This window comes from Pseudomonas sp. MWU13-2105 (genome assembly GCF_023242315.1).
Lineage (GTDB): Bacteria > Pseudomonadota > Gammaproteobacteria > Pseudomonadales > Pseudomonadaceae > Aquipseudomonas.
Window position 1 is genome coordinate 34,117 of the sequence record NZ_JALLIY010000002.1, and the last position, 19,293, is coordinate 53,409.

General features: G+C 63.0%; 15 protein-coding genes. 8 read left to right on the forward strand and 7 right to left on the reverse strand.

The window, feature by feature from the left end; translation table 11 throughout:
- The first annotated feature begins 195 nt into the window (after nucleotides 1–195).
- Nucleotides 196–828 carry a LysE family transporter gene (locus M5B96_RS02890; protein WP_248794994.1) on the forward strand — a complete coding sequence of 211 codons (633 nt, stop codon included), beginning with the start codon at nucleotides 196–198 and terminating at the stop codon, nucleotides 826–828.
- Nucleotides 829–966: 138 nt separating this feature from the next.
- Here the strand turns inward: M5B96_RS02890 and M5B96_RS02895 are convergent, their stop codons facing one another.
- The 5 genes from M5B96_RS02895 to M5B96_RS02915 form a co-directional block, all read right to left on the reverse strand.
- Nucleotides 967–1,710, reverse strand: a complete 744-nt coding sequence (locus M5B96_RS02895) for a penicillin-binding protein activator LpoB (protein ID WP_248794995.1) — start codon at nucleotides 1,708–1,710, stop codon at nucleotides 967–969.
- 3 nt (nucleotides 1,711–1,713) lie between these two features.
- Nucleotides 1,714–2,304 (reverse strand): penicillin-binding protein activator LpoB, encoded by a 591-nt coding sequence (gene lpoB / locus M5B96_RS02900; RefSeq protein ID WP_100942115.1) that lies wholly within the window; start codon nucleotides 2,302–2,304, stop codon nucleotides 1,714–1,716.
- Between the two features lie 42 nt (nucleotides 2,305–2,346).
- Nucleotides 2,347–2,724, reverse strand: coding sequence for a YcfL family protein (locus M5B96_RS02905; RefSeq protein ID WP_248794996.1), 378 nt, complete (start codon nucleotides 2,722–2,724; stop codon nucleotides 2,347–2,349).
- A 17-nt stretch (nucleotides 2,725–2,741) separates the two neighbouring features.
- Entirely contained in the window at nucleotides 2,742–4,139 is a 1,398-nt protein-coding gene (locus tag M5B96_RS02910; RefSeq protein WP_248794997.1) for a COG3014 family protein, read from the reverse strand.
- A gap of 182 nt (nucleotides 4,140–4,321) precedes the next feature.
- Nucleotides 4,322–5,668 carry a COG3014 family protein gene (locus M5B96_RS02915; RefSeq protein WP_248794998.1) on the reverse strand — a complete coding sequence of 449 codons (1,347 nt, stop codon included), beginning with the start codon at nucleotides 5,666–5,668 and terminating at the stop codon, nucleotides 4,322–4,324.
- Nucleotides 5,669–5,959: 291 nt separating this feature from the next.
- On the opposite strand from M5B96_RS02915, the gene M5B96_RS02920 reads away from it, so the two are divergent.
- Nucleotides 5,960–7,861, forward strand: a complete 1,902-nt coding sequence (locus M5B96_RS02920; RefSeq protein WP_248794999.1) for a cytochrome c/FTR1 family iron permease — start codon at nucleotides 5,960–5,962, stop codon at nucleotides 7,859–7,861.
- Between the two features lie 263 nt (nucleotides 7,862–8,124).
- On the forward strand, nucleotides 8,125–9,366 hold the full coding sequence (locus M5B96_RS02925; protein ID WP_248795000.1) for a sterol desaturase family protein: 1,242 nt from the start codon (nucleotides 8,125–8,127) through the stop codon (nucleotides 9,364–9,366).
- On the opposite strand, the gene M5B96_RS02930 is transcribed toward M5B96_RS02925, so the two are convergent.
- Nucleotides 9,344–9,946, reverse strand: coding sequence for a DedA family protein (locus M5B96_RS02930; RefSeq protein ID WP_248795001.1), 603 nt, complete (start codon nucleotides 9,944–9,946; stop codon nucleotides 9,344–9,346). The two genes, M5B96_RS02925 and M5B96_RS02930, sit on opposite strands and share 23 nt — an antisense overlap.
- A 207-nt stretch (nucleotides 9,947–10,153) precedes the next feature.
- Here M5B96_RS02930 and hemB point away from each other — a divergent pair, with 207 nt between their 5' ends.
- Both hemB and ppk1 read left to right on the forward strand, forming a co-directional pair.
- Nucleotides 10,154–11,167 carry a porphobilinogen synthase gene (hemB, locus tag M5B96_RS02935; protein WP_248795002.1) on the forward strand — a complete coding sequence of 338 codons (1,014 nt, stop codon included), beginning with the start codon at nucleotides 10,154–10,156 and terminating at the stop codon, nucleotides 11,165–11,167.
- A gap of 18 nt (nucleotides 11,168–11,185) precedes the next feature.
- Complete coding sequence (gene ppk1 / locus M5B96_RS02940; protein WP_248795003.1) at nucleotides 11,186–13,408, forward strand: polyphosphate kinase 1; 2,223 nt, start codon at nucleotides 11,186–11,188, stop codon at nucleotides 13,406–13,408.
- Here the strand turns inward: ppk1 and ppx are convergent.
- Complete coding sequence (gene ppx, locus M5B96_RS02945) at nucleotides 13,395–14,897, reverse strand: exopolyphosphatase (protein ID WP_248795004.1); 1,503 nt, start codon at nucleotides 14,895–14,897, stop codon at nucleotides 13,395–13,397. The genes ppk1 and ppx overlap by 14 nt on opposite strands.
- A 424-nt stretch (nucleotides 14,898–15,321) precedes the next feature.
- On the opposite strand from ppx, the gene M5B96_RS02950 reads away from it, so the two are divergent.
- The 3 genes from M5B96_RS02950 (at nucleotide 15,322) to M5B96_RS02960 (ending at nucleotide 19,279) form a co-directional block, all read left to right on the forward strand.
- Nucleotides 15,322–15,975: a DUF1120 domain-containing protein gene (locus tag M5B96_RS02950; RefSeq protein WP_248795005.1), complete on the forward strand. Its 654-nt coding sequence runs from the start codon at nucleotides 15,322–15,324 to the stop codon at nucleotides 15,973–15,975.
- Between the two features lie 156 nt (nucleotides 15,976–16,131).
- Nucleotides 16,132–16,809 carry a fimbria/pilus chaperone family protein gene (locus M5B96_RS02955; RefSeq protein WP_263859444.1) on the forward strand — a complete coding sequence of 226 codons (678 nt, stop codon included), beginning with the start codon at nucleotides 16,132–16,134 and terminating at the stop codon, nucleotides 16,807–16,809.
- A gap of 7 nt (nucleotides 16,810–16,816) precedes the next feature.
- Nucleotides 16,817–19,279: a fimbria/pilus outer membrane usher protein gene (locus tag M5B96_RS02960; protein ID WP_248795006.1), complete on the forward strand. Its 2,463-nt coding sequence runs from the start codon at nucleotides 16,817–16,819 to the stop codon at nucleotides 19,277–19,279.
- Nucleotides 19,280–19,293: the final 14 nt, after the last annotated feature.

Here is a 19,293-nt window from a genome sequence, read left to right on the forward strand (position 1 = left end):
TGCCTGACACAATGAGGCGGCTGGTTTTAGGGCTGCTCCGCAGCCCAGCGCGGGCAAGCCCGCTCGCCACAAGTCCGTGTCCGGTTTCAAATTGGATCAAGCCCAACGACATCTCTGGCCGACAAAAAACGATAGTCAATTTCACGCCCGCGGATTAGCTTAGAGGTTTGTTACAACTCTTATCCGAGGTGCGTGATGCTGCTTGAGACATGGCTGGCCTTTTTTGCCGCGTGCTGGGTCATCAGCCTATCCCCGGGCGCTGGCGCCATCGCTTCGATGTCCAGCGGCCTGCAATACGGTTTCCTGCGCGGTTACTGGAACGCCCTCGGCCTGCAACTGGGGCTGGCGGCGCAGATCGCGGTGATTGCCGCGGGCGTCGGGGCGATCCTGGCGGCATCTTCCTCGGCCTTCTATGCCATCAAATGGTTCGGCGTGGTCTACCTGGTGTACCTGGCGGTCAAGCAATGGCGCGCGCTGCCCAGCAACATGGCCGAAGAGTCGGCGATTCGCCCGGTCGGCAAGCCGCTGACCTTGATGTTCCGCGGTTTCCTGGTGAACGTCAGCAACCCCAAGGCCCTGGTGTTCATGCTCGCCGTGCTGCCGCAGTTCATCGATCCCCACGCACCGCTGGTGCATCAGTACCTGATTCTCGGCGTGACCATGATTGCCGTCGATATGGTTGTCATGGCCGGCTACACGGGCCTGGCGGCCAAGGTCCTGCGCCTGTTGCGCACGCCCAGGCAGCAGCGCCGGATGAACCGCACCTTCGCCGGTTTGTTCGTTGGCGCGGCGGGGTTCCTGGCGACCTTGCACAAGGCGGCCACCTGAGTTTCAGCGTTGCCTGATCGGACGCCTTCGCGAGCAAGCTCTGCTCCCACGGGTTTTGTGTCGATCCCCGAATTCTGGGGCGCCCTTTTTTCCTCTGGGAGCCGGCTTGCCGGCGATGAGCGATAACGCGCTCGCGGATCAGTGCAGAACCCGTGGCGCCTCATCCGGCGGCAGGTTGTTGCGCAGCGGCGGAGCTGAACCCGGACCCATGTCCGGCCCGCCCAACTGCAGGCTCAACTGCCGCGCCACATCTTCGCCCAGCGCCTTGGACACATCACGCACCACCCGCGGCCGGTTCAGCGACACGTGGATGTCCCGGCTGTTGACCAGCTTGGTGTCCTGGCCTTCGCCCATGGCGGTGAACGCCGAAGTGATCTCGTAGGTGCGGGTGTTGATCAGGCTGAAATCGCCCACCAACGTCAGTCCCAGCACCGCCGAGTAGCTGTTGGTATTGGCCAGCTCGTTGATGTCCTGGGTGAAGTCGATGTCCGACACGGTGCCGAACAGCACGTAGTCGGCACCCTTGAAGCTGCCGCCCTTGATCCGCTTAATGACGTCGTAGACATCACCCTTGGAATTGGCGGTATAGGGCGTGCCCTGGACCAGCTGGAACATCCCGCTGCGCAGAATCTCACCCTTGATATCGCCAGTGAAGCGGCGCAGCTCGCCCTGCTCGATATAGCTGCTGCGGCTCTCGTACTCGTCGTAGCTCGATGAGCCACTGGCGCCGTAGTAGCTCTCCTGGTGGTTGTCCCGCGCCGAGATATTGTGGATGTACTGTTCCACCTGCGCCTGGTACGCCAGGTCCGCCACCGCCACCTTGGGCGCGGCCTGGACGCCAAAGGCGCAGACCAGGCCGATCATGCCAATCCATGCACGCATTGTTCAACGCTCCGTGGTTTTGCGGATCTCTTTTTCGTCCATCCATTCGGCCAGGCCGCTTTCGACGTCGATCAATTGCAGGCTGAACTTGTAGAACACGTCCTTGTAATCGCTGCTGCGCTTGACGATCGAGCTGATCGACCCTTCCAGGCGGTACTTGGCGGCGATCATGTTGCCGGTCTTGCTGACGGTGCTCTTCTTGTACAGGCCGCTCTGGTTCTGCAGCTTCAGCTGGTCGACCTGGCTCTGCATCTCGGTGTTGTCGCTGGCGAAACGGGCGGTGCCGCTCTTCATCAGTTGGGTCTTGATCGAGGTGGTGATCTCGCGGGTATCGATGTACTCGCTGGTCTTGTTCTTCACGTCATAGACCTGCACCACCGGACGCCCTTGCAGGACGCCGGACTGGGCCAGGGAGCGAGTCATGGACTCGGCGATCATCTGCAGGTCGGTGGAGCCGAACTCATTGGTCACCAGTTCCACGGCCTTGGTGTCGCCGTAGCTGATGTTTCCGCCGCCCAGCACGGGCGAGGTGTTGTTGGCGCAGCCGCTGGCCAGCAGGGCGACGACGGCGAGGAGGGACAGGCGTGCAAACATGGAATGATTCTCTTCAAAAGGACGCGAGAGGGCGGCGTCGACTCAGGGGGTTTTGACTTCAAGACGGAAATCGGTGGCCTTGGGCGTCGGCGCGATGGCCGGCAGGAAGGTGCTCTGGGCGCCATACAGGTTCAGGGTCTTCCAGACTTCGTCGTCGGCCACCGGGAAACCGTCGTTGCCCAACCAGGCGAAACGGTAATACATCATCTTGTTCTTGGTGCGGGTGTTGCTCAGCTGCACCTTGACGGTCAGGAAGCCGTTTTCCCGGGCGACGCGGATGGCCCCGACCTCGATGTTCTCCATTTCACCCATGGCGACGATCTTGCTCGCCGCGCTACCGGGGGCCGGAGGCGGAGGTGGAGGGGTGGCACACCCGGCCAGGAGGGCCAGGGCAACGACAGCAGTCAGTTTGAAACGCATGCACGAGACTCCTTTCTTCAAGGTTGTTTGAGGCTGGCCACGGCCGTCGGCCCGGCATCCGCCAGTCGTTGAGTGGCTACGCCGCTGGTGAACACCTGGTTAGCCACGGCGCGCAGGCTGATCACCTGGTAGCGACGGTCGACCGTGAACGCTACGCGTGAGCCGCCGAGGGCGTTGGGCAGGGTGACCTGGTGTTCACCCTTTTTCAGCCGCACGCGTACTACCTGGGTGCTGTCCGGCAGGGTCCGCCAGGTACGGGTGTCGGCGCCTTCGAGGACTGCGGAAGTGATGCCCACGGCCAGCCCGGCCAGCGGGTTGGTCTTGTTCAGCTTGGCCTGCGCCGCGCCGCGGCTGATGGCTCGGACGCTGGTGCGCAGGATGATCCCCGGCATGTCGTCACGCAGGGCGCGGCGGGACATGGCGCTGGTGCTGCTGAGCAGGGTCAGGTTCTGCGGCTGGCCGTCCACGCCGATCTGGCCGAAGGTGGCCGTCGAGGTGTCGGCCTGGATGATCGGGAACGACAGCGGGGTGATCACCAGATGGTTGTCGATCGGCAGCGGCAGCGGGATGCTGATGGAGGCGCGGGACGGCGCCAGGCCGCTCTGCACGACGATCAGGATATCGCTGTCGTCGTCCTTGCCGGCGGGTTTGTCGAGATTGACCAGCGCCTGCTCCAGCAGCGGCGTGTTCGGGCGCAGTTCGATCGCCTGGCGATAACCGGGGGCGGCGAGATCTTTCTCGCCGATGGCTTCGTAGACGAAACCGGCCAGGTAGTGGCTGAACGCGCTCTGGTAGCTGTTCTTCAGGCCGACCACGTCCGGGGCGTCGAGGCTGGCCACCGGATAGCCCTGGAGGTCCTTGTACTGGGTCTTGATGCCCTGCTGGCCGGCCTCGGTTTCACTCTTGAGGTATTGCTTGTCGCGCAGGTCGGCGATCACCGCTTCGCGCTCGTGGGTTTTCTTGATCGCGATGCGCGCGCCGTCGAAGTCGTTCAGCGCCAACCGGTTCAGTGCCATCTGGGTGGTCAGCATGACCTTTTCGTAGTCGTAGCCTTCGTAGCGGCGGACCTTGTCATTGACCAGGAAGCTGCCGAACTGGGCGAGGTACCTGGCACTGTCCAGTTTGACCGCGTCTTCCCACTGGCCGACCATCTGGTCGGCGCTGCCCCAGGCTTTCTGGCTGCCGGCCAGGTCACCCTTGGCCTGCAGCAACTCGCCTTTTTCGAAGTAATACAGCAGGTCCTTGTCCGCGTCGCCGTTGTTCTTTTCCAGCAGGGTCAGCGCCCCGTCGACATTCCCCGAGGCCAGTTGCTGGTTGGTTTGCGCCAGTTCAGTGTCGTAGCTGCGCATGATCGAACAGCCGGACAGCAAGGTCGCGGCGCCGAGGGCGAACGAGAGGAGGGCACGGGATGCCATGGGATCTTCCCTGATGAAAAAAATCAGCCGAGCATGCTGGTCGGGCTGAGAAGGACCCATTGAGAGGGAAAGCGGCTACCCTGCCAATTCCTCATGAATCGAGGAGCTTTTAATGCCCTATCGCGATAACGAGGACGCGCCAGTATAACTGTGGCCATTGGCTATGTAATGGCTTTTTAGCCTCATCCGGGCAGGAGGAACACCCGGTTGCCGATGACCCGCAGGCTGACCACCTGGAAGGGATGCTCGATATTCAGGCTGACCGGTACCGCGCCCTTGACGCCTGCCAGCAGCAATTTGTGCGCCCCGGGCTTGAGGCGCAGGCGCATGACCAGCGTGTTGTCCGGCAGGGTGCGCCAGGTGCGGGTGTCGGAGTCGCTGGTGAAGCCCTGGTAAACCGAAGAAGCCTTGTCCGGCTTGCGTTTGTTCTCCTGGGCCTGCATTCCGGCATTGAAGCGTGCGCTCGAAAGGGCGAAGTTGATGATCGCGGGCATGTCGTCGTGCAGGGTGCGCAATGACATGTCGGTCGTACTGTTGAGCAGGGTCAGCGACTGTGGTTTGCCATCCACGCTGATCTGCTTGAGGGGCGCTGTCGACTTGTCGGCTACCAGCACCGGAAAAGGCTGGTTCACGGTGATCACCTGGCCGTCCTCGGTCTGCACCTGGATGGGCACGCGTATGGAAATGAGTGCCGGGGCCAGGCCGGTCTGGACGATGATCAGCACGTCGCTGTCAGGGGCGGTGTCGGCGGCCTTGCCCAGGTTGGACAGGGCTTTTTCCAGCAGCGGTGTATTGGGCCGCAACTCGATGGCCTGGCGGTAACCCGGCGCGGCGAGGTCGCGTTCGCCCAGGGCTTCATAGACGAAGCCGGCGAGGTAATGGCTGAACGCACTCTGGTAGCCGTTTTTCAGGGCAATGACCTGCGGCGAGTCGAGGGTCGTCACCGGGTAGCCCTGCAGGTCCTTGTAGCGCAACTTGATGCCTTTGGCCTTGGCCTGGTCTTCGACCGCCAGGTATTGCTTGTCGCGCTGGGCGGCGATGAGGGCTTCGCGCTCGTGGCTTTTCTTGATATCGACGCGGGCGCCGTCGAAGTCGTTGCGGGCCAGCTGGTTGAGGGCCATTTGCGTGGTCAGCATGACCTTCTCGTAGTCATAGCCCTCGTAGCGATGCAATTTGTCGCCGATGAGTCCGATGCCGAGGATCTGGTCGAGCCCCAGGTTCTTCAGGGTGGCGACGACCTGCGTCCCTTCTTCGTACTGGGACACCTGTCGGTCCGCCGTGCGCCAGGCGTCCTGGCTGCGAGACAGGTCGCCCTTGACCCGCAGCAGTTCGCCTTTTTCCAGGGAATAGAGCAGGTCCTTGTCGTCCCAGGGGTTGTGTTGCTCCAGCAACTGCAGCGCGCCATCGACGTTGCCCGAGATCAACTGCTCGTTGGTGGCCTGGAGTTCCCGGTCGTAGTTGTGAAGTAGCCCGCAACCGCCCAGGAGCAGCGCACAGCAGAGCAGCGTGAGTAAAAGGCGGGAGGGCATCGGGTGTCGTTCCTTGTCTTGCCGTGGCCGATTTGCAGATGGTGAGCGTTAACGCAAGACATCTGACACCCAGGGGAACCGGTGGGAGCTGGCTTGCCGGCGATAGCGCGGGTGAATATTACATCGCCATCATTGACCCGCCACACTCCTCGCTGCCACCGAGAGGGGTTTTTTCGGCATCACGCCGCCTGAGCGGGATCAAAAACATTCAGGATTCGGGCCGATCAGGGTTGAGCCAAACGCATTGAGAGGGAACAATGTGTTACTTCGCATTTAGATTTAGGTTTTTCCATGACTCTTCCCTCTCGTTTCCTGGCGTGGCTGATGCTGCCGCTGTTCGCTCTGTGCAGCGCCAACCTGCTGGCGGAAACAGTGGAGGGCGCACCCCAGGCCCTGCACCTGCTGGATTACATCGGCGCGGACTACCCGCCCACGGTGCGCGCGGGCCAGGTGGTCGACGACTCCGAGTACCGCGAGCAGCAGGAATTTATCAAGGTCCTGCAAGGGCTGGTCGCTGCGTTGCCGGCCAAGCCGGAGCAGGCCGAGCTGGTGCTGGGCGTCGAGCGTTTGCAGGCGGCCGTGAGTGCTCGGGAGGAGGGTGAAAGCGTTGCCCGCCAGGCCCGGCAACTGGGGGCGAAGCTGGCGGTGGCCTATGAGGTCAGCCAGGCCCCGATCATTACCCCGGATCCGACTCGCGGCGCGCCGCTCTATGCCCAGCACTGTTCGGTGTGTCATGGCGAGGCGGGGGCCGGCGACGGCCCGGCCGGTGTCGGCCTGACACCGCCGCCCGCCAACCTGCGCGATGCCGCGCGGCTGGATCGGCTGAGTCTCTATGCGATCTACACCACCCTCGGCCTGGGCGTCGAAGGCACCGATATGCCGGCGTTCGCCGACCAGTTGGATGAGCGTCAACGTTGGGACCTGGCGACTTACATTGCCGGCTTCAGTGCCGCTCCTGCTGCTACCAACAGCGAGAAAACCTATAACCTGGCCGATCTGGCCCGCTCGACGCCGGCTGAAGTGCAGGCCGCCGAAGGCCCTGCCGCCGCCGTCAGCTTCCGTGCCCAGCGCGCCCAGCCGCCACAGGTCAAGCGCGGTCCGGGGCAATTGCTTGACTACACCGCGACAACCCTGGACAAGAGCCTTGCGGCCTACCGTGCCGGCGATCGTGAGCAAGCCTACGACCTGTCCGTTGCCGCCTACCTGGAAGGCTTCGAGCTGGTGGAAAGCTCCCTGGACAACGTCAATGCCACGCTGCGCAAGGATAGCGAGAAGTCGCTGATGGCTTATCGGCAAGCGCTGCAGGACGGCTTGCCGCTGGAGCAGGTCGAGCAGCGCCTGAGTGTGGCCAAGGGCAAGCTCAAGGAGTCGGCCGACCTGCTGGGCAACGATGGCCTGAGTCAGTCGCTGAGCTTTATTTCCGGGCTGCTGATTCTGCTGCGCGAAGGCCTGGAAGCCATCCTGGTGTTGGCGGCGGTACTGGCCTTCCTGCGCAACACCGGCCAGCAGTCGGCGGTGCGCAGCGTGCATGTCGGCTGGGGCCTGGCGCTGTTCGCCGGGTTGCTGACCTGGGCGGCCGCGGCCTACCTGATCGATGTCAGCGGCGCCCAGCGTGAACTGCTGGAGGGTTTCACGGCGTTGTTCGCCAGCGTCATGGTGCTCTGGCTCGGGGTCTGGATGCATGACCGGCGACATGCGGCGGCCTGGCAGGACTATATCAAGAGCAGCCTGGTCAGTGGCGGCGGACGCTTCGGCTTCGCGCTGCTGGCGTTCTTCTCGGTGTACCGCGAGTTGTTCGAAGTGATCCTGTTCTATGAAACCCTCTGGCTGCAAGCTGGCCCCGCCGGGCACAACGCCGTGCTGGCCGGTGCCGGCACCGCGCTGGTGCTGCTGATCGGCCTGGCCTGGGTGATCCTGCGCGGTTCGGCAAAGCTGCCGCTGGCACTGTTCTTCGGGATCAATGCCGGGTTGCTCTGCGCCTTGTCGGTGGTGTTTGCCGGACACGGGGTCAAGGCCCTGCAGGAAGCCGGGATCTTCGGCACGCGGCCGGTGGCGTTCTTCGAGTTCGACTGGTTGGGGATTCATGCCGACGCCTACTCGCTGGGCGCCCAGGCGCTGGCGTTGCTGGCGATTGTGGTGTTGTACGGCCGCAGCCGGTTGGCGGAAAAGCGTCGGGTCCAGGCGGCTGCCTAGTGCCTGCGGGAACTTGAGAACCCTGCCGACCTTGTGGGAGCGGAGCTTGTCGGATCGCCGCACCGCCGCGAAGCTTTTGGCGGCTTTGAGGGCCCTTTCGCGGGCAAGCTCCGCTCCCACAGGGATCGCGTTGACCTACCGGGAACGTGTTCGACGTTCCCTGATTTCTGGCGTTAAATGTCTACGGCTTTGGCATTCATTGTCAGCGGATTTTTCCGTGACAGCCCCTAATCTTTGCAGATCGACTCTGGAAGGTTGGCCCTATGGACTTCGTGCCTTACGCGGTACCGTTTTTCATTGCCCTGATCGTTATCGAGCTGCTCGCCGATCGCTGGCGTGGCGTGAGCAACTATCGGTTGGCGGATGCCATCAACAGCATGAGCACCGGCGTGCTGTCGACCACCACCGGGCTGCTGACCAAGGGCGTCGGGATTCTCAGCTACGCCTTTGCGCTGCAGCACCTGGCGCTGTTCGAACTGTCCGCGCAAAAGCCCTGGGTCTGGGTGTTCGCCTTTGTCGCCTACGACTTCTGCTACTACTGGCTGCACCGTATGGGGCACGAGCGCAATATCCTCTGGGCCGCCCATTCGGTGCATCACCAGAGCGAGGACTACAACCTCAGCACCGCCCTGCGCCAGACCAGCACCGGTTTCCTGCTGAGTTGGATCTTCTATCTGCCGCTGGCGGTGCTCGGCGTGCCGCTGGTGGTGTTTATCAGCGTGGCCTCGCTGAACCTGTTGTATCAGTTCTGGGTACATACCCGCCACGTGCCCAAGCTGGGCTGGTACGAATGGTTCTTTGTCACGCCGTCCAACCATCGGGCGCACCATGCGCAGAACGCGCTCTACATGGATCGCAACTACGGCGGGGTGTTCATCCTCTGGGACCGGCTGTTCGGCACCTTCCAGGAAGAGGACGAGCGCGAGCCGGTGATCTTCGGCGTGACCACGCCGCTGGCCAGCTGGAACCCGTTGTGGGCCAACCTGCAGTTCTATGCGCAGCTATGGGCCGATGCGCGGCGTGCGCAAAGCCATTGGGACAAGCTGCGGATCTGGTTTATGCGCACTGGCTGGCGTCCGGCCGATGTCGCGGCCAAATACCCGCTGAACAAGCCGGACCTGAGCCAGTTCCGCAAGTTCGAAGTCCCCCTGGAGGTACGTCAGCAGGTTTACCTGGCCCTGCAGTTCGCGCTGTATGTCGGCTTGGGCAGTTATCTGATGAATTTCGCCGAGCATTTGCCGCTGGCGGCACTGCTGCTGGGCGCTGGCAGCCTGGTGCTGGGGTTGTTCGTGCTTGGCGCGGCGCTGGAGAATCGTCCCTGGGCGTTGCGGCTGGAGCTGGTCCGCCTGGCGTCCAACCTGCCGTTGGTCTGGTGGGCGCCGTTGGTCGGGCTGTGGCCGGCCAGCCCGTTGGGCTGGGTCGCTGTGTTCAGTTACAGCCTGTTGAGCCTGATCGGTCTTTATTACTGCGGCAAACCGCGGGTCATTCGTTTGGCCGGTTCGTAGTTTCGGCCAGGCGGGCTTCGGCTCGGGCCAGGCGCGCGCTCCTGATGCGCCGCCAGCTCCAGAGGAGCAGGCCGCCCACCAGCAGGCCGCCGAGCACCCACAGCTCGTATTTCTTCACGCTGCCGAGCATTCCTTCGAGGATCGCCCCGAAGTGGTAGGCGGCCGCGGCCAGGGCCGCCGCCCAGATCGCCGCGCCGATGCCGTTGAGCAACAGGTAGCGGCCCGGCGGATAACCCGACAGGCCGATTGCCACCGGCATCACCGTGCGCAAGCCGTAGACGAAGCGGAAACTCAGCACCCAGATATCCGGATGACGGCGGATATGCTCCAGCGCCCGGTCACCCATCAATTGCCAGCGCGGCTTGCGGGCCAATAATTTGCGACCATGCTTGCGCCCCAGGAAATACCACAGCTGGTCGCCGGCATAGCTGCCGAAGAACGCCACGATAACCACCAGGTTGATGTCCATGTATCCGCGGAACGCGAGGAAGCCGGCCAGTACCAGAATGGTCTCGCCTTCGAAAAACGTGCCGAGAAACAGGGCGAAGTAGCCGAAATCCTGCAGAAATTGTTGGAGCATTGTCTGGATGCTGGCGAAATGAACGCGCAGCCTAACCCTTCGGTGACAGAGAGGAAAGTGTCGAAATGTGTCTCGACGTTAACATTTCCTACAAGGACAGCGACTGTGGCGACGGGTCGCAGGAGTAAGCACAACTGTAATTCCTTCGTCATAATGGCCGCTTATAACTGCCATGCTCGCCCGCTTGTGCGGGCTCAGGAGTCTGCCGTGAGCTTTACCCCCGCCAATCGCTTGTTTCCTGCTACCCGCCTGCGTCGCAATCGCCGTGATGATTTTTCTCGCCGTCTGGTTCGTGAGAACGTTCTGACAGTCGATGATCTGATCCTGCCGGTGTTTGTCCTGGACGGCGAAAATCGCCGCGAAGCCGTGGCGTCGATGCCGGGAGTCGAGCGCCTGAGCATCGACCTGCTGCTCGAAGAAGCGGCGAACTGGGTCGAACTGGGGATTCCGGCATTGGCGCTGTTCCCGGTGACGCCGCCGGAACTCAAGTCGCTGGACGCCAGCGAGGCCTGGAACCCGGAAGGGATTGCCCAGCGCGCCACCCGCGCCCTGCGTGCGCGGTTCCCGGAGCTGGGGGTGATTACCGACGTCGCCCTGGACCCGTTCACCACCCACGGGCAGGACGGCATTCTCGACGAGCACGGTTACGTGCAGAACGATATTACCGTCGATGCCCTGGTCAAGCAGGCACTGTCCCATGCCGAGGCGGGCGCCCAGGTGGTCGCGCCTTCCGATATGATGGACGGACGCATCCAGGCGATCCGCGAAGCCCTGGAACTGGCCGATCATGTCAATGTGCGGATCATGGCCTATTCGGCCAAGTACGCCAGCGCCTACTATGGTCCTTTCCGCGATGCCGTCGGCTCTGCCCTGAACCTGGGCAAGGCGAACAAGGCGTCCTACCAGATGGACCCGGCCAACAGCGACGAAGCCCTGCATGAAGTGGCCGCCGATCTCGCCGAAGGCGCCGACATGGTCATGGTCAAGCCGGGCATGCCGTATCTGGATATCCTTTTTCGGGTCAAGGATGAATTCAAGGTGCCGACATTTGTCTATCAGGTTAGCGGTGAGTACGCCATGCACATGGCGGCCATCCAGAATGGCTGGCTGGGTGAAGGCGTTATTCTTGAATCCTTGACCGCTTTTAAACGGGCTGGTGCCGATGGCATCCTGACCTACTTTGCCGCCCGCGCCGCTCAACTGCTACGAGAGCAGAAATAGCCCTCACAGGAACACTCGATGAATACCGAAGGACTCAGCGAAGTTGAAGTAAAAGACGCTCAACCGGTGGTCGAGCAGATCGTCGAAACCCCGCCGGAGCTGGAGCCCGTGCCGGTGGTTGCCGAGGCGCCGCCCGTGGTGGCGCCGACGGCGGTGGCGATTCCCGGCCTGGATGACAGCAGCCTGTACATCCACCGTGAGCTGTCGCAGCTGCAGTTCAACATCCGCGTGCTGGAACAGGCGCTGGACGAGTCCTATCCGCTGCTGGAGCGCCTCAAGTTCCTGCTGATCTTCTCCAGTAACCTGGACGAGTTCTTCGAAATTCGCGTCGCCGGGCTGAAGAAGCAGATCACCTTCGCCCGCGAACAGGCCGGCGCCGATGGCTTGCAGCCGCACCAGGCCCTGGCGCGCATCAGCGAGCTGGTGCACGGGCATGTCGATCGGCAGTACGCGATCCTCAACGACATCCTGTTGCCGGAGCTGGAAAAGCACCAGGTGCGCTTTATCCGTCGGCGCTACTGGACCACCAAGCTGAAGACTTGGGTGCGTCGCTATTTCCGTGACGAGATTGCACCGATCATCACCCCGATCGGCCTCGATCCGACGCACCCGTTCCCGTTGCTGGTGAACAAGAGCCTGAACTTTATCGTCGAGCTCGAAGGCATCGACGCCTTCGGCCGCGACTCGGGCCTGGCGATCATCCCGGCGCCACGGCTGCTGCCGAGGATCATCAAGGTACCCGAAGACGTGGGTGGGCCTGGCGATAACTATGTATTCCTGTCGTCGATGATCCACGCACACGCCGACGACCTGTTCCAGGGCATGAAGGTCAAGGGCTGCTACCAGTTCCGCCTGACCCGTAACGCCGACCTGGCGTTGGACTCCGAAGATGTCGAAGACCTGGCCCGCGCCCTGCGCGGTGAGCTGTTCTCCCGCCGCTACGGTGACGCCGTGCGCCTGGAAGTGGCCGATACCTGCCCGAAACACCTGTCGGACTACCTGCTCAAGCAGTTCAACCTGAACGAGACCGAGCTGTATCAGGTCAATGGTCCGGTGAACCTGACGCGGCTGTTCAGCATCACCGGCCTCGACAGCCATCCGGAGTTGCAATACACGCCGTTCACCCCGCAGATCCCGAAACTGCTGCAGAACAGCGAGAATATCTTCAGCGTGATCAGCAAGCAGGACATCCTGCTGCTGCACCCGTTCGAATCCTTCACCCCGGTGGTCGACCTGCTGCGCCAGGCGGCCAAGGACCCGCACGTCCTGGCCGTGCGCCAGACCCTGTACCGCAGCGGCGCCAACTCGGAAATCGTCGACGCCCTGGTGGACGCGGCGCGCAACGGCAAGGAAGTCACCGCGGTGATCGAGCTGCGCGCGCGCTTCGACGAAGAGTCCAACCTGCAACTGGCCAGCCGCCTGCAAGCAGCCGGGGCGGTGGTGATCTACGGCGTGGTCGGCTTCAAGACCCACGCCAAGATGATGCTGATCCTGCGTCGCGAGGCCGGCGAGATCGTCCGCTACGCACACCTGGGTACCGGTAACTACCACGCAGGCAACGCCCGCCTGTACACCGACTACAGCCTGCTGACGTCCGACGACGCGCTGTGCGAAGACGTCGGCAAACTGTTCAGCCAGTTGATCGGCATGGGCAAGACGCTGCGCATGAAGAAGTTGCTGCACGCGCCGTTTACCCTGAAGAAGGGCATGCTCGACATGATTGCCCGGGAAACCCAGTTCGCCATCGACGGCAAGCCGGCGCACATCATTGCCAAGTTCAACTCGCTGACCGATCCGAAGATCATCCGCGCATTGTACAAGGCCAGCCAGTGCGGCGTGCGTATCGACCTGGTGGTACGCGGCATGTGCTGCCTGCGTCCGGGCATTGCCGGGGTTTCGCACAATATCCATGTGCGTTCGATCATCGGCCGCTTCCTGGAACACACCCGGGTGTTCTACTTCCTCAACGGCGGCGAGGAGCAGATGTTCCTCTCCAGTGCCGACTGGATGGAGCGCAACCTCGACAAGCGCGTCGAGACCTGCTTCCCGGTGGAGGGCAAGAAGCTGATCCTGCGGGTCAAGAAAGAGCTGGAAAGTTATCTCACCGATAACACCCACAGCTGGAGCCTGCAATCGGACGGTCGCTATATCCGCAACACGCCGACCGGCAACCAGAACCCGCGCAGTGCCCAGGCGACCTTGCTCGAACGCCTGAGCAACCCGGTCCTCAGCGTACGTTGAGGGTAATACTGACTCGGGTCAGCCACTCCGCTTCCAGCGCGAAGTCGGCCTGAGTCAGCTGGTTCTGCTCCAGCCAGTCCTTGGGAAACACCACATCCAGGCTATCGCCGTTGGCCCGCAAGGTGACCTGCGGCATTTCCTGGGTACCGCGGATGTGATGGAACAGGATCGCGAAGCGCAGCAGCACGCACAGGCGAATCAGCTTGATGCCGTCATCGCCGAACTCGGCAAACTTGTCCTTGGGAATATTGCGCCGGTGCCCGCGCACCAGCAGCGCGAGCATTTGCTGGTCTTCCCGTGAGAAGCCGGCCAGGTCCGAGTGCTCGATCAGGTAGGCGCCGTGCTTGTGGTACTGGTAGTGGGCGATGTCCAGGCCTACTTCATGGACCTTGGCGGCCCAGCCCAGCAGTTCGCGCCAGACCCCGTCGGACAGTTCCCAGGCATCCGCCACTTGATCAAAGGCATGCAGTGCCTTGCGCTCGACCCGCGCCGCCTGCTCCAGGTCGACGTGGTAACGCTCCATCAGTGAACTGAGGGTGCGCTCGCGCACATCCTCGTGGTGATGGCGGCCAAGCAGGTCATAGAGCACGCCTTCGCGCAGGGCGCCGTCGCAGTGGTCCATGCGTTGCAGGTCGAGGGAGTCGAAGATCGCTTCGAGAATCGCCAGGCCCGCCGGGAAGATCGCACGACGGTCGGGCTTGATCCCTTCGAAATCGATTTTCTCGACGTCGCCGAGCTTGAACAGCTTGCGCTTGAGCCAGGCCAGCCCTTCGGCATTGACCTCGCCGCTGCCCTGGCCGCCGGCCTTGAGGGCCAGGCCAATGGCGCGGATGGTCCCGGACGAGCCGATGGCCTCATCCCAGGTCAGGCGGTGCAACGCGTGCTCGATGCTCATGATTTCCAGGCGTGCCGCGGTATATGCCTGGGCGTAGCGGGCCGGGGTGATCTTGCCGTCGCGGAAATAGCGCTGGGTGTAGCTGACGCAGCCCATTTGCAGGCTTTCGCGTAGCAGCGGCTCGAAACGCTGGCCGATAATGAATTCGGTACTGCCGCCGCCGATATCGGCCACCAGGCGCTTGCCCGGGGTGTCGGCGAGGGTATGGGACACGCCGAGGTAAATCAGCCGGGCCTCTTCACGGCCGGAAATGACTTCCACCGGGTGGCCGAGGATTTCTTCGGCGCGGCGGATGAATTCACCGCGGTTGCGCGCTTCGCGCAGGGCGTTGGTGCCGACGATACGGACGGCGCCCAGGGGCATGCCGTTGATCAACTGGGCAAAGCGCTTCAGGCAGTCGAGCCCGCGCTGCATGGATTCTTCGGTGAGCTGACGGTCCTCGTCGATACCGGCCGCCAGTTGAACCTTCTCGCCGAGGCGCTCCAGGATCCGGATCTCTCCGTTCTGGGCCTTGGCCACGACCATATGGAAGCTGTTGGAGCCCAGGTCGATGGCTGCGATCAGGGACAGATTCTTGGCTTGGGATTGCGGCATGGTTGAAGGATCTCGGTCGATAACCTCGCCATCGTGCCACGATCAGGCGCCGACGCCAACGTAGGACGCCTTGGAACATCAGGCCTGGGGCTTGCGGTGGGCGGGTTGGAAAATCATTACTTCAATTTTCCTACATAAATATTTCACATTGATGACCTGGGTCATGAGTTGTGATGACGGTGATCTTTGTGAAAGTTGGCACTGCTTGTTTCCTTGTCTTACCGCCAGCATGGCCACTTCCGGTTTTTTTGTCAGGGGCCAGCGTGGAAACTAGCGTCTGGCAATCAAGCCTGGGTGTTAATTATTTATTTGGCAACACTCGGGAGGCCTGAGTACTTGCCCTGTTTCGGGTGAGACCCGGGATTGAAACCCGCCGTCCTGAATAACATACATCTGCTAAAACTTAATAATAGGGAGTAGGAAAATGAAGTTGGTATCCGGCTGGACGCTCGGTGCTTTATTGGTTGCGCTGGGGGGCAATGTCCACGCGGCGGACCTGTTGGTCAAAGGAACGATCGTTCCGGCCAGTTGCACCTTGAGCCTGCACAATGGCGGGGTGGTCGATTATGGGAAAATCCGTGCTGCCGAGTTGGGTGTCAACGCCTACACGGCCCTGCAGCCGAGAGGGGTACCGTTTTCGGTCAATTGCGACGGCGGCACCCGGGTCGGGGTGAAGACCCTCGACAATCGTTCCGCCAGCAAGGTCCCGGGGATCCTGCAGTCGGCCATCGGCCCGGAGTATGGCGATGTCTACAACTACGGCCTGGGTACCACGGCGCATGGCAAGCGGATCGGCGGTTACGCCCTGAGCGTGAAAGACTCCGTGGCTGATTTTCCGTTGGTCAACACGATCGTCTCGACCAATAACGGCTTGAGCTGGAATCGTGGTAACGGCGCCTTGGGCCAGTACCAGAACATCATGTCCTGGAGTGGGGTCTTTGCCAATCATCCGGCGGCGGTACAACGGATCAGCGGCACCTTGGAAGTCCAGGCGGTTATCAACAAGACTTCCGAGTTGGATGTGACCGAAGAGATATACCTGGACGGTCTGGCGACGCTGGAACTGCGTTATCTCTGAGTCATGTTGATATAAGTAACAGGGCGACCGGCACAAGTTCATGTGCCGGTGCTCCGTTGTAATTTGTGTCGAACAATAAGAACTCGTTCGCCAGGAGCATATCGCTTGAAAGTTGTGACCCTTGTACCGGTGTCCGGGTCTTTGTGGGCCGGTGTGCTGTTCTTTCTCCTCGGGGTTTCCTGGAGTGTCGCCCGTGCCGATGGCATGCAACCGGAAACCACGGTGGTGGTTCTCTATGAGGAGGAGGGGGAGGCGAGTATCCAGATCAAGAACACCGATAACGGTCCGGCCTTGCTACATTCGGCTATCGAATCCATTCCCGAGGATCTTGAGTCGCTGGTGGTGATCACGCCGCCCGTCACCCGGGTCGATGCCGGTGAGACACAATTGGTCCGCTTGCTCAGCGCCAACAGCGAGCCACTCAAGACCCAGCGTTTGAAGCGCGTTACCTTTGAAGGCATTCCCCAGCGCAAGACCAGGGTCGGCGCTACCGTTGGCATCAGCCTGCGCCAGAACCTGCCGCTGATCCTGCATCCCAAGGGGTTGGCCCGGCATCCGGCGCCCTGGAAGGAGCTGACCTGGCATCGGGAAAAATCCCGGTTGGTGGTGCGCAACGACAGTCCCTATGTGGTGCGCCTGTCGCCGGAGCTGGAACTCAATCCGCACAAGGTCAGCGTGATGCTGAGTCGCGGTTATGTCCTGCCGGGGGAGGCGCTGGCGATCGAAATGGACGCGACGCAGCCCCCGGCCACCTCGGTCACGCTACAGCCGGCCACGGTCTATGGTTTTGCCGTCGCGCGTCACGAAGCCCCGATCCTGGCCGAGGCGCTGTGACGGCCTCATGAGAAACCCGGGACCGCCAGGTAAGTTCGCTCCGGCATCGGGGTTGGCCAAGGCGCTCGGTGTCGCGGCCTTGTTGGGCCTGGGCGAGCCGCTCGCCGCCGAGAACAAGGATGATGGGGCGGATGCGGAGTTTGACCTGTCGGTGCTTTCCGAGCGCGGCCTCGATCCGCAGGTGGCCGATTACTTTCGCTCGGCGCCACGCTTTCGCGAAGGGATGCAGTGGGTGATGCTGGAACTCAACGGCAATCGCCTGGGACTGACAGCGCTACGTTTCGACCGGGACGGCGAGTTGTGTTTCACCTCCGGGTTGCTGGACAAGGCCGGGTTGCAGATGCCCGACGCCGACGCGCGGGCCACCGGGGAGGATTGTCATGCCTTTCTGCGCGAGTACCCGCAGACCCGGGTCATGCTGCGGCCCAACAGCGAGGAGGTTGCCCTGCTGGTGCCGACCCAGGCCCTGCGCGGGGCGGCGCTGGACAGTGGGGTCTATGCCCGTGGCGGCACGGCCGGGCTGCTCAACTATGATGTGCTAGGTTTCGATACGCGTTCACGCCAGGGCGGCGGGCGTTTCTTTTCGGCGACCACCGAGGCCGGGTTCAATGCTGGTGACTGGGTGGTCCGCAGCCGCCAGTTGCACGTTTCCAATGACGGGCAGGAGCAGACCTCGCATTTGTATGCCTATGCGCAGCGAGATTTCCTGCCGTGGCAGACGACCTTCCAGGCCGGCCAGATCAACAGTGCCGGACCGGTGTTTGCCGGGGTCCGGCTTTCCGGCATGCAGCTCATGCCCGATGGCGCACAGCGGGGCCAGGCCGGCCACGGGGTATTGGTCGAGGGCGTGGCTTTCGACGCGTCGCGGGTCGAGGTCCGCCAGTCCGGGGCGCTGATCCATACCACCCTGGTCCCGCAAGGTCCGTTCAGCCTGGGCGGTTTGCCGCTGCTCAACGGCACCAGCGACCTGGAGGTGAAGGTGATCGACCAGTCCGGCGCCGAGCGCCGTTTCGTCGTGCCCGCCGCCTCTTTTCCGGGCGCGGCGGCGGTCCAGCCCGGCTACTACCTGGCCCTGGGGCGACTGCGCGGTGGTCATGGCCGCGTCGAGGAACCGCCGTTGCTCGCCACCGGCAGCGGCACCTGGGGGGTTGGCCGGGCGGGGGCCTTCAGCGCCGGGCTACTGGGCAGCGATAATTACCGCGCAACCGGCTGGGCGCTCGACAGCCGCCTTTGGCCGCAGGTCGGCGTCGGCCTGCGCAACAGCCTGTCCCATGATACCCGGCGCGCGCTGGCGGGAAGCCAGGACAGCCTGTCGCTGAACATCCCGCTGGTGGCGGGTGTCGATCTGGACCTCAGCACCACCCTGCGCAGTACCGGCTATCGCGACCTGCCGCAGGCCGGTGAGGCGGGCCTGGTGGATGATCCCGGCTCACGCTTCAAGCGGCAGCACACCGCCGCGCTTGGCTGGTCGGACTCGCGGCTCGGTGGTTTCAGCTTCGGTTACTCGCGCAATGTGATGTTCGACGGGCGCTTGTCCCGGCGGCTGCACGGTTCATGGAGCAAGAGCTACCGCTACGCCAGCCTGAGCCTCAGTGTCGGCTCCGACGTCGGTGCGGGCGGCGATCGCCATGCCCGCGACTCGGGCCTGGGGGTGCGCCTGGGGGTCAGTGTGCCGCTGGGCGGTGAGCGGCGCATCGGCAGCTACCTCAATCATCGTGGCGAGCGTCTCGATATCGGTGGCGACTACCGCGAACGGGTCAGTGACACGCTCAGCTATGACCTGGGCCTGGAGCAGGACCTCAGGGGCGATCGGCAGATCACCCGGGGCAACGTGAACCTGATGCCGCGTTACACCCAGGTCGGCCTGGGGGTGACCCGCAGCCCCTCCAGCACCGGCTACAGCGGGCAGCTGTCCGGAGGCCTTGCGCTGCACGAGGGCGGCCTGACCTTCTCGCCCTACGCGATCCAGGAGACCTTCGGCGTGGTCTCTGTGGGCGATCTTTCCGGGGCGCGGATTGCCACGCCCCAGGGCCCGGTCTGGACCGACGCCAGCGGCCAGGCGGTGCTCGCCGGCGTGCCGGCCTATCGCAGCAGCCAGTTGGAAGTCGACACCCGCTCGTTGCCGCGGCGGATCGACTTGCGCAACGGGACGAAAACCCTCGAAGCCGGGCGCGGGTCATTCAATCGGGTGGATTTCACGGTGGTGAAGGTGCGACGGCTGCTGCTCAAGGTCACCGACGAAAATGCCGCGCCGTTGCCCCAGGGCTCGTCGGTGTTCAGCGGTGACCAGGCGTTCCTGACCACGGTGGTCGGCGATGGCCTGATTTTCCTGAGCAATGTCGAGGCCGGCCAACGGCTCGAGATCAGGCTGGCGGATCACACGGCCTGCACGCTGCCGGTCGAGTTGTCCGAGTCCACGGACGGCGACCGGCTCTATGAAACGGCCACGGCGGTTTGCCGGGCGAGTTAACCCTATGACGACCG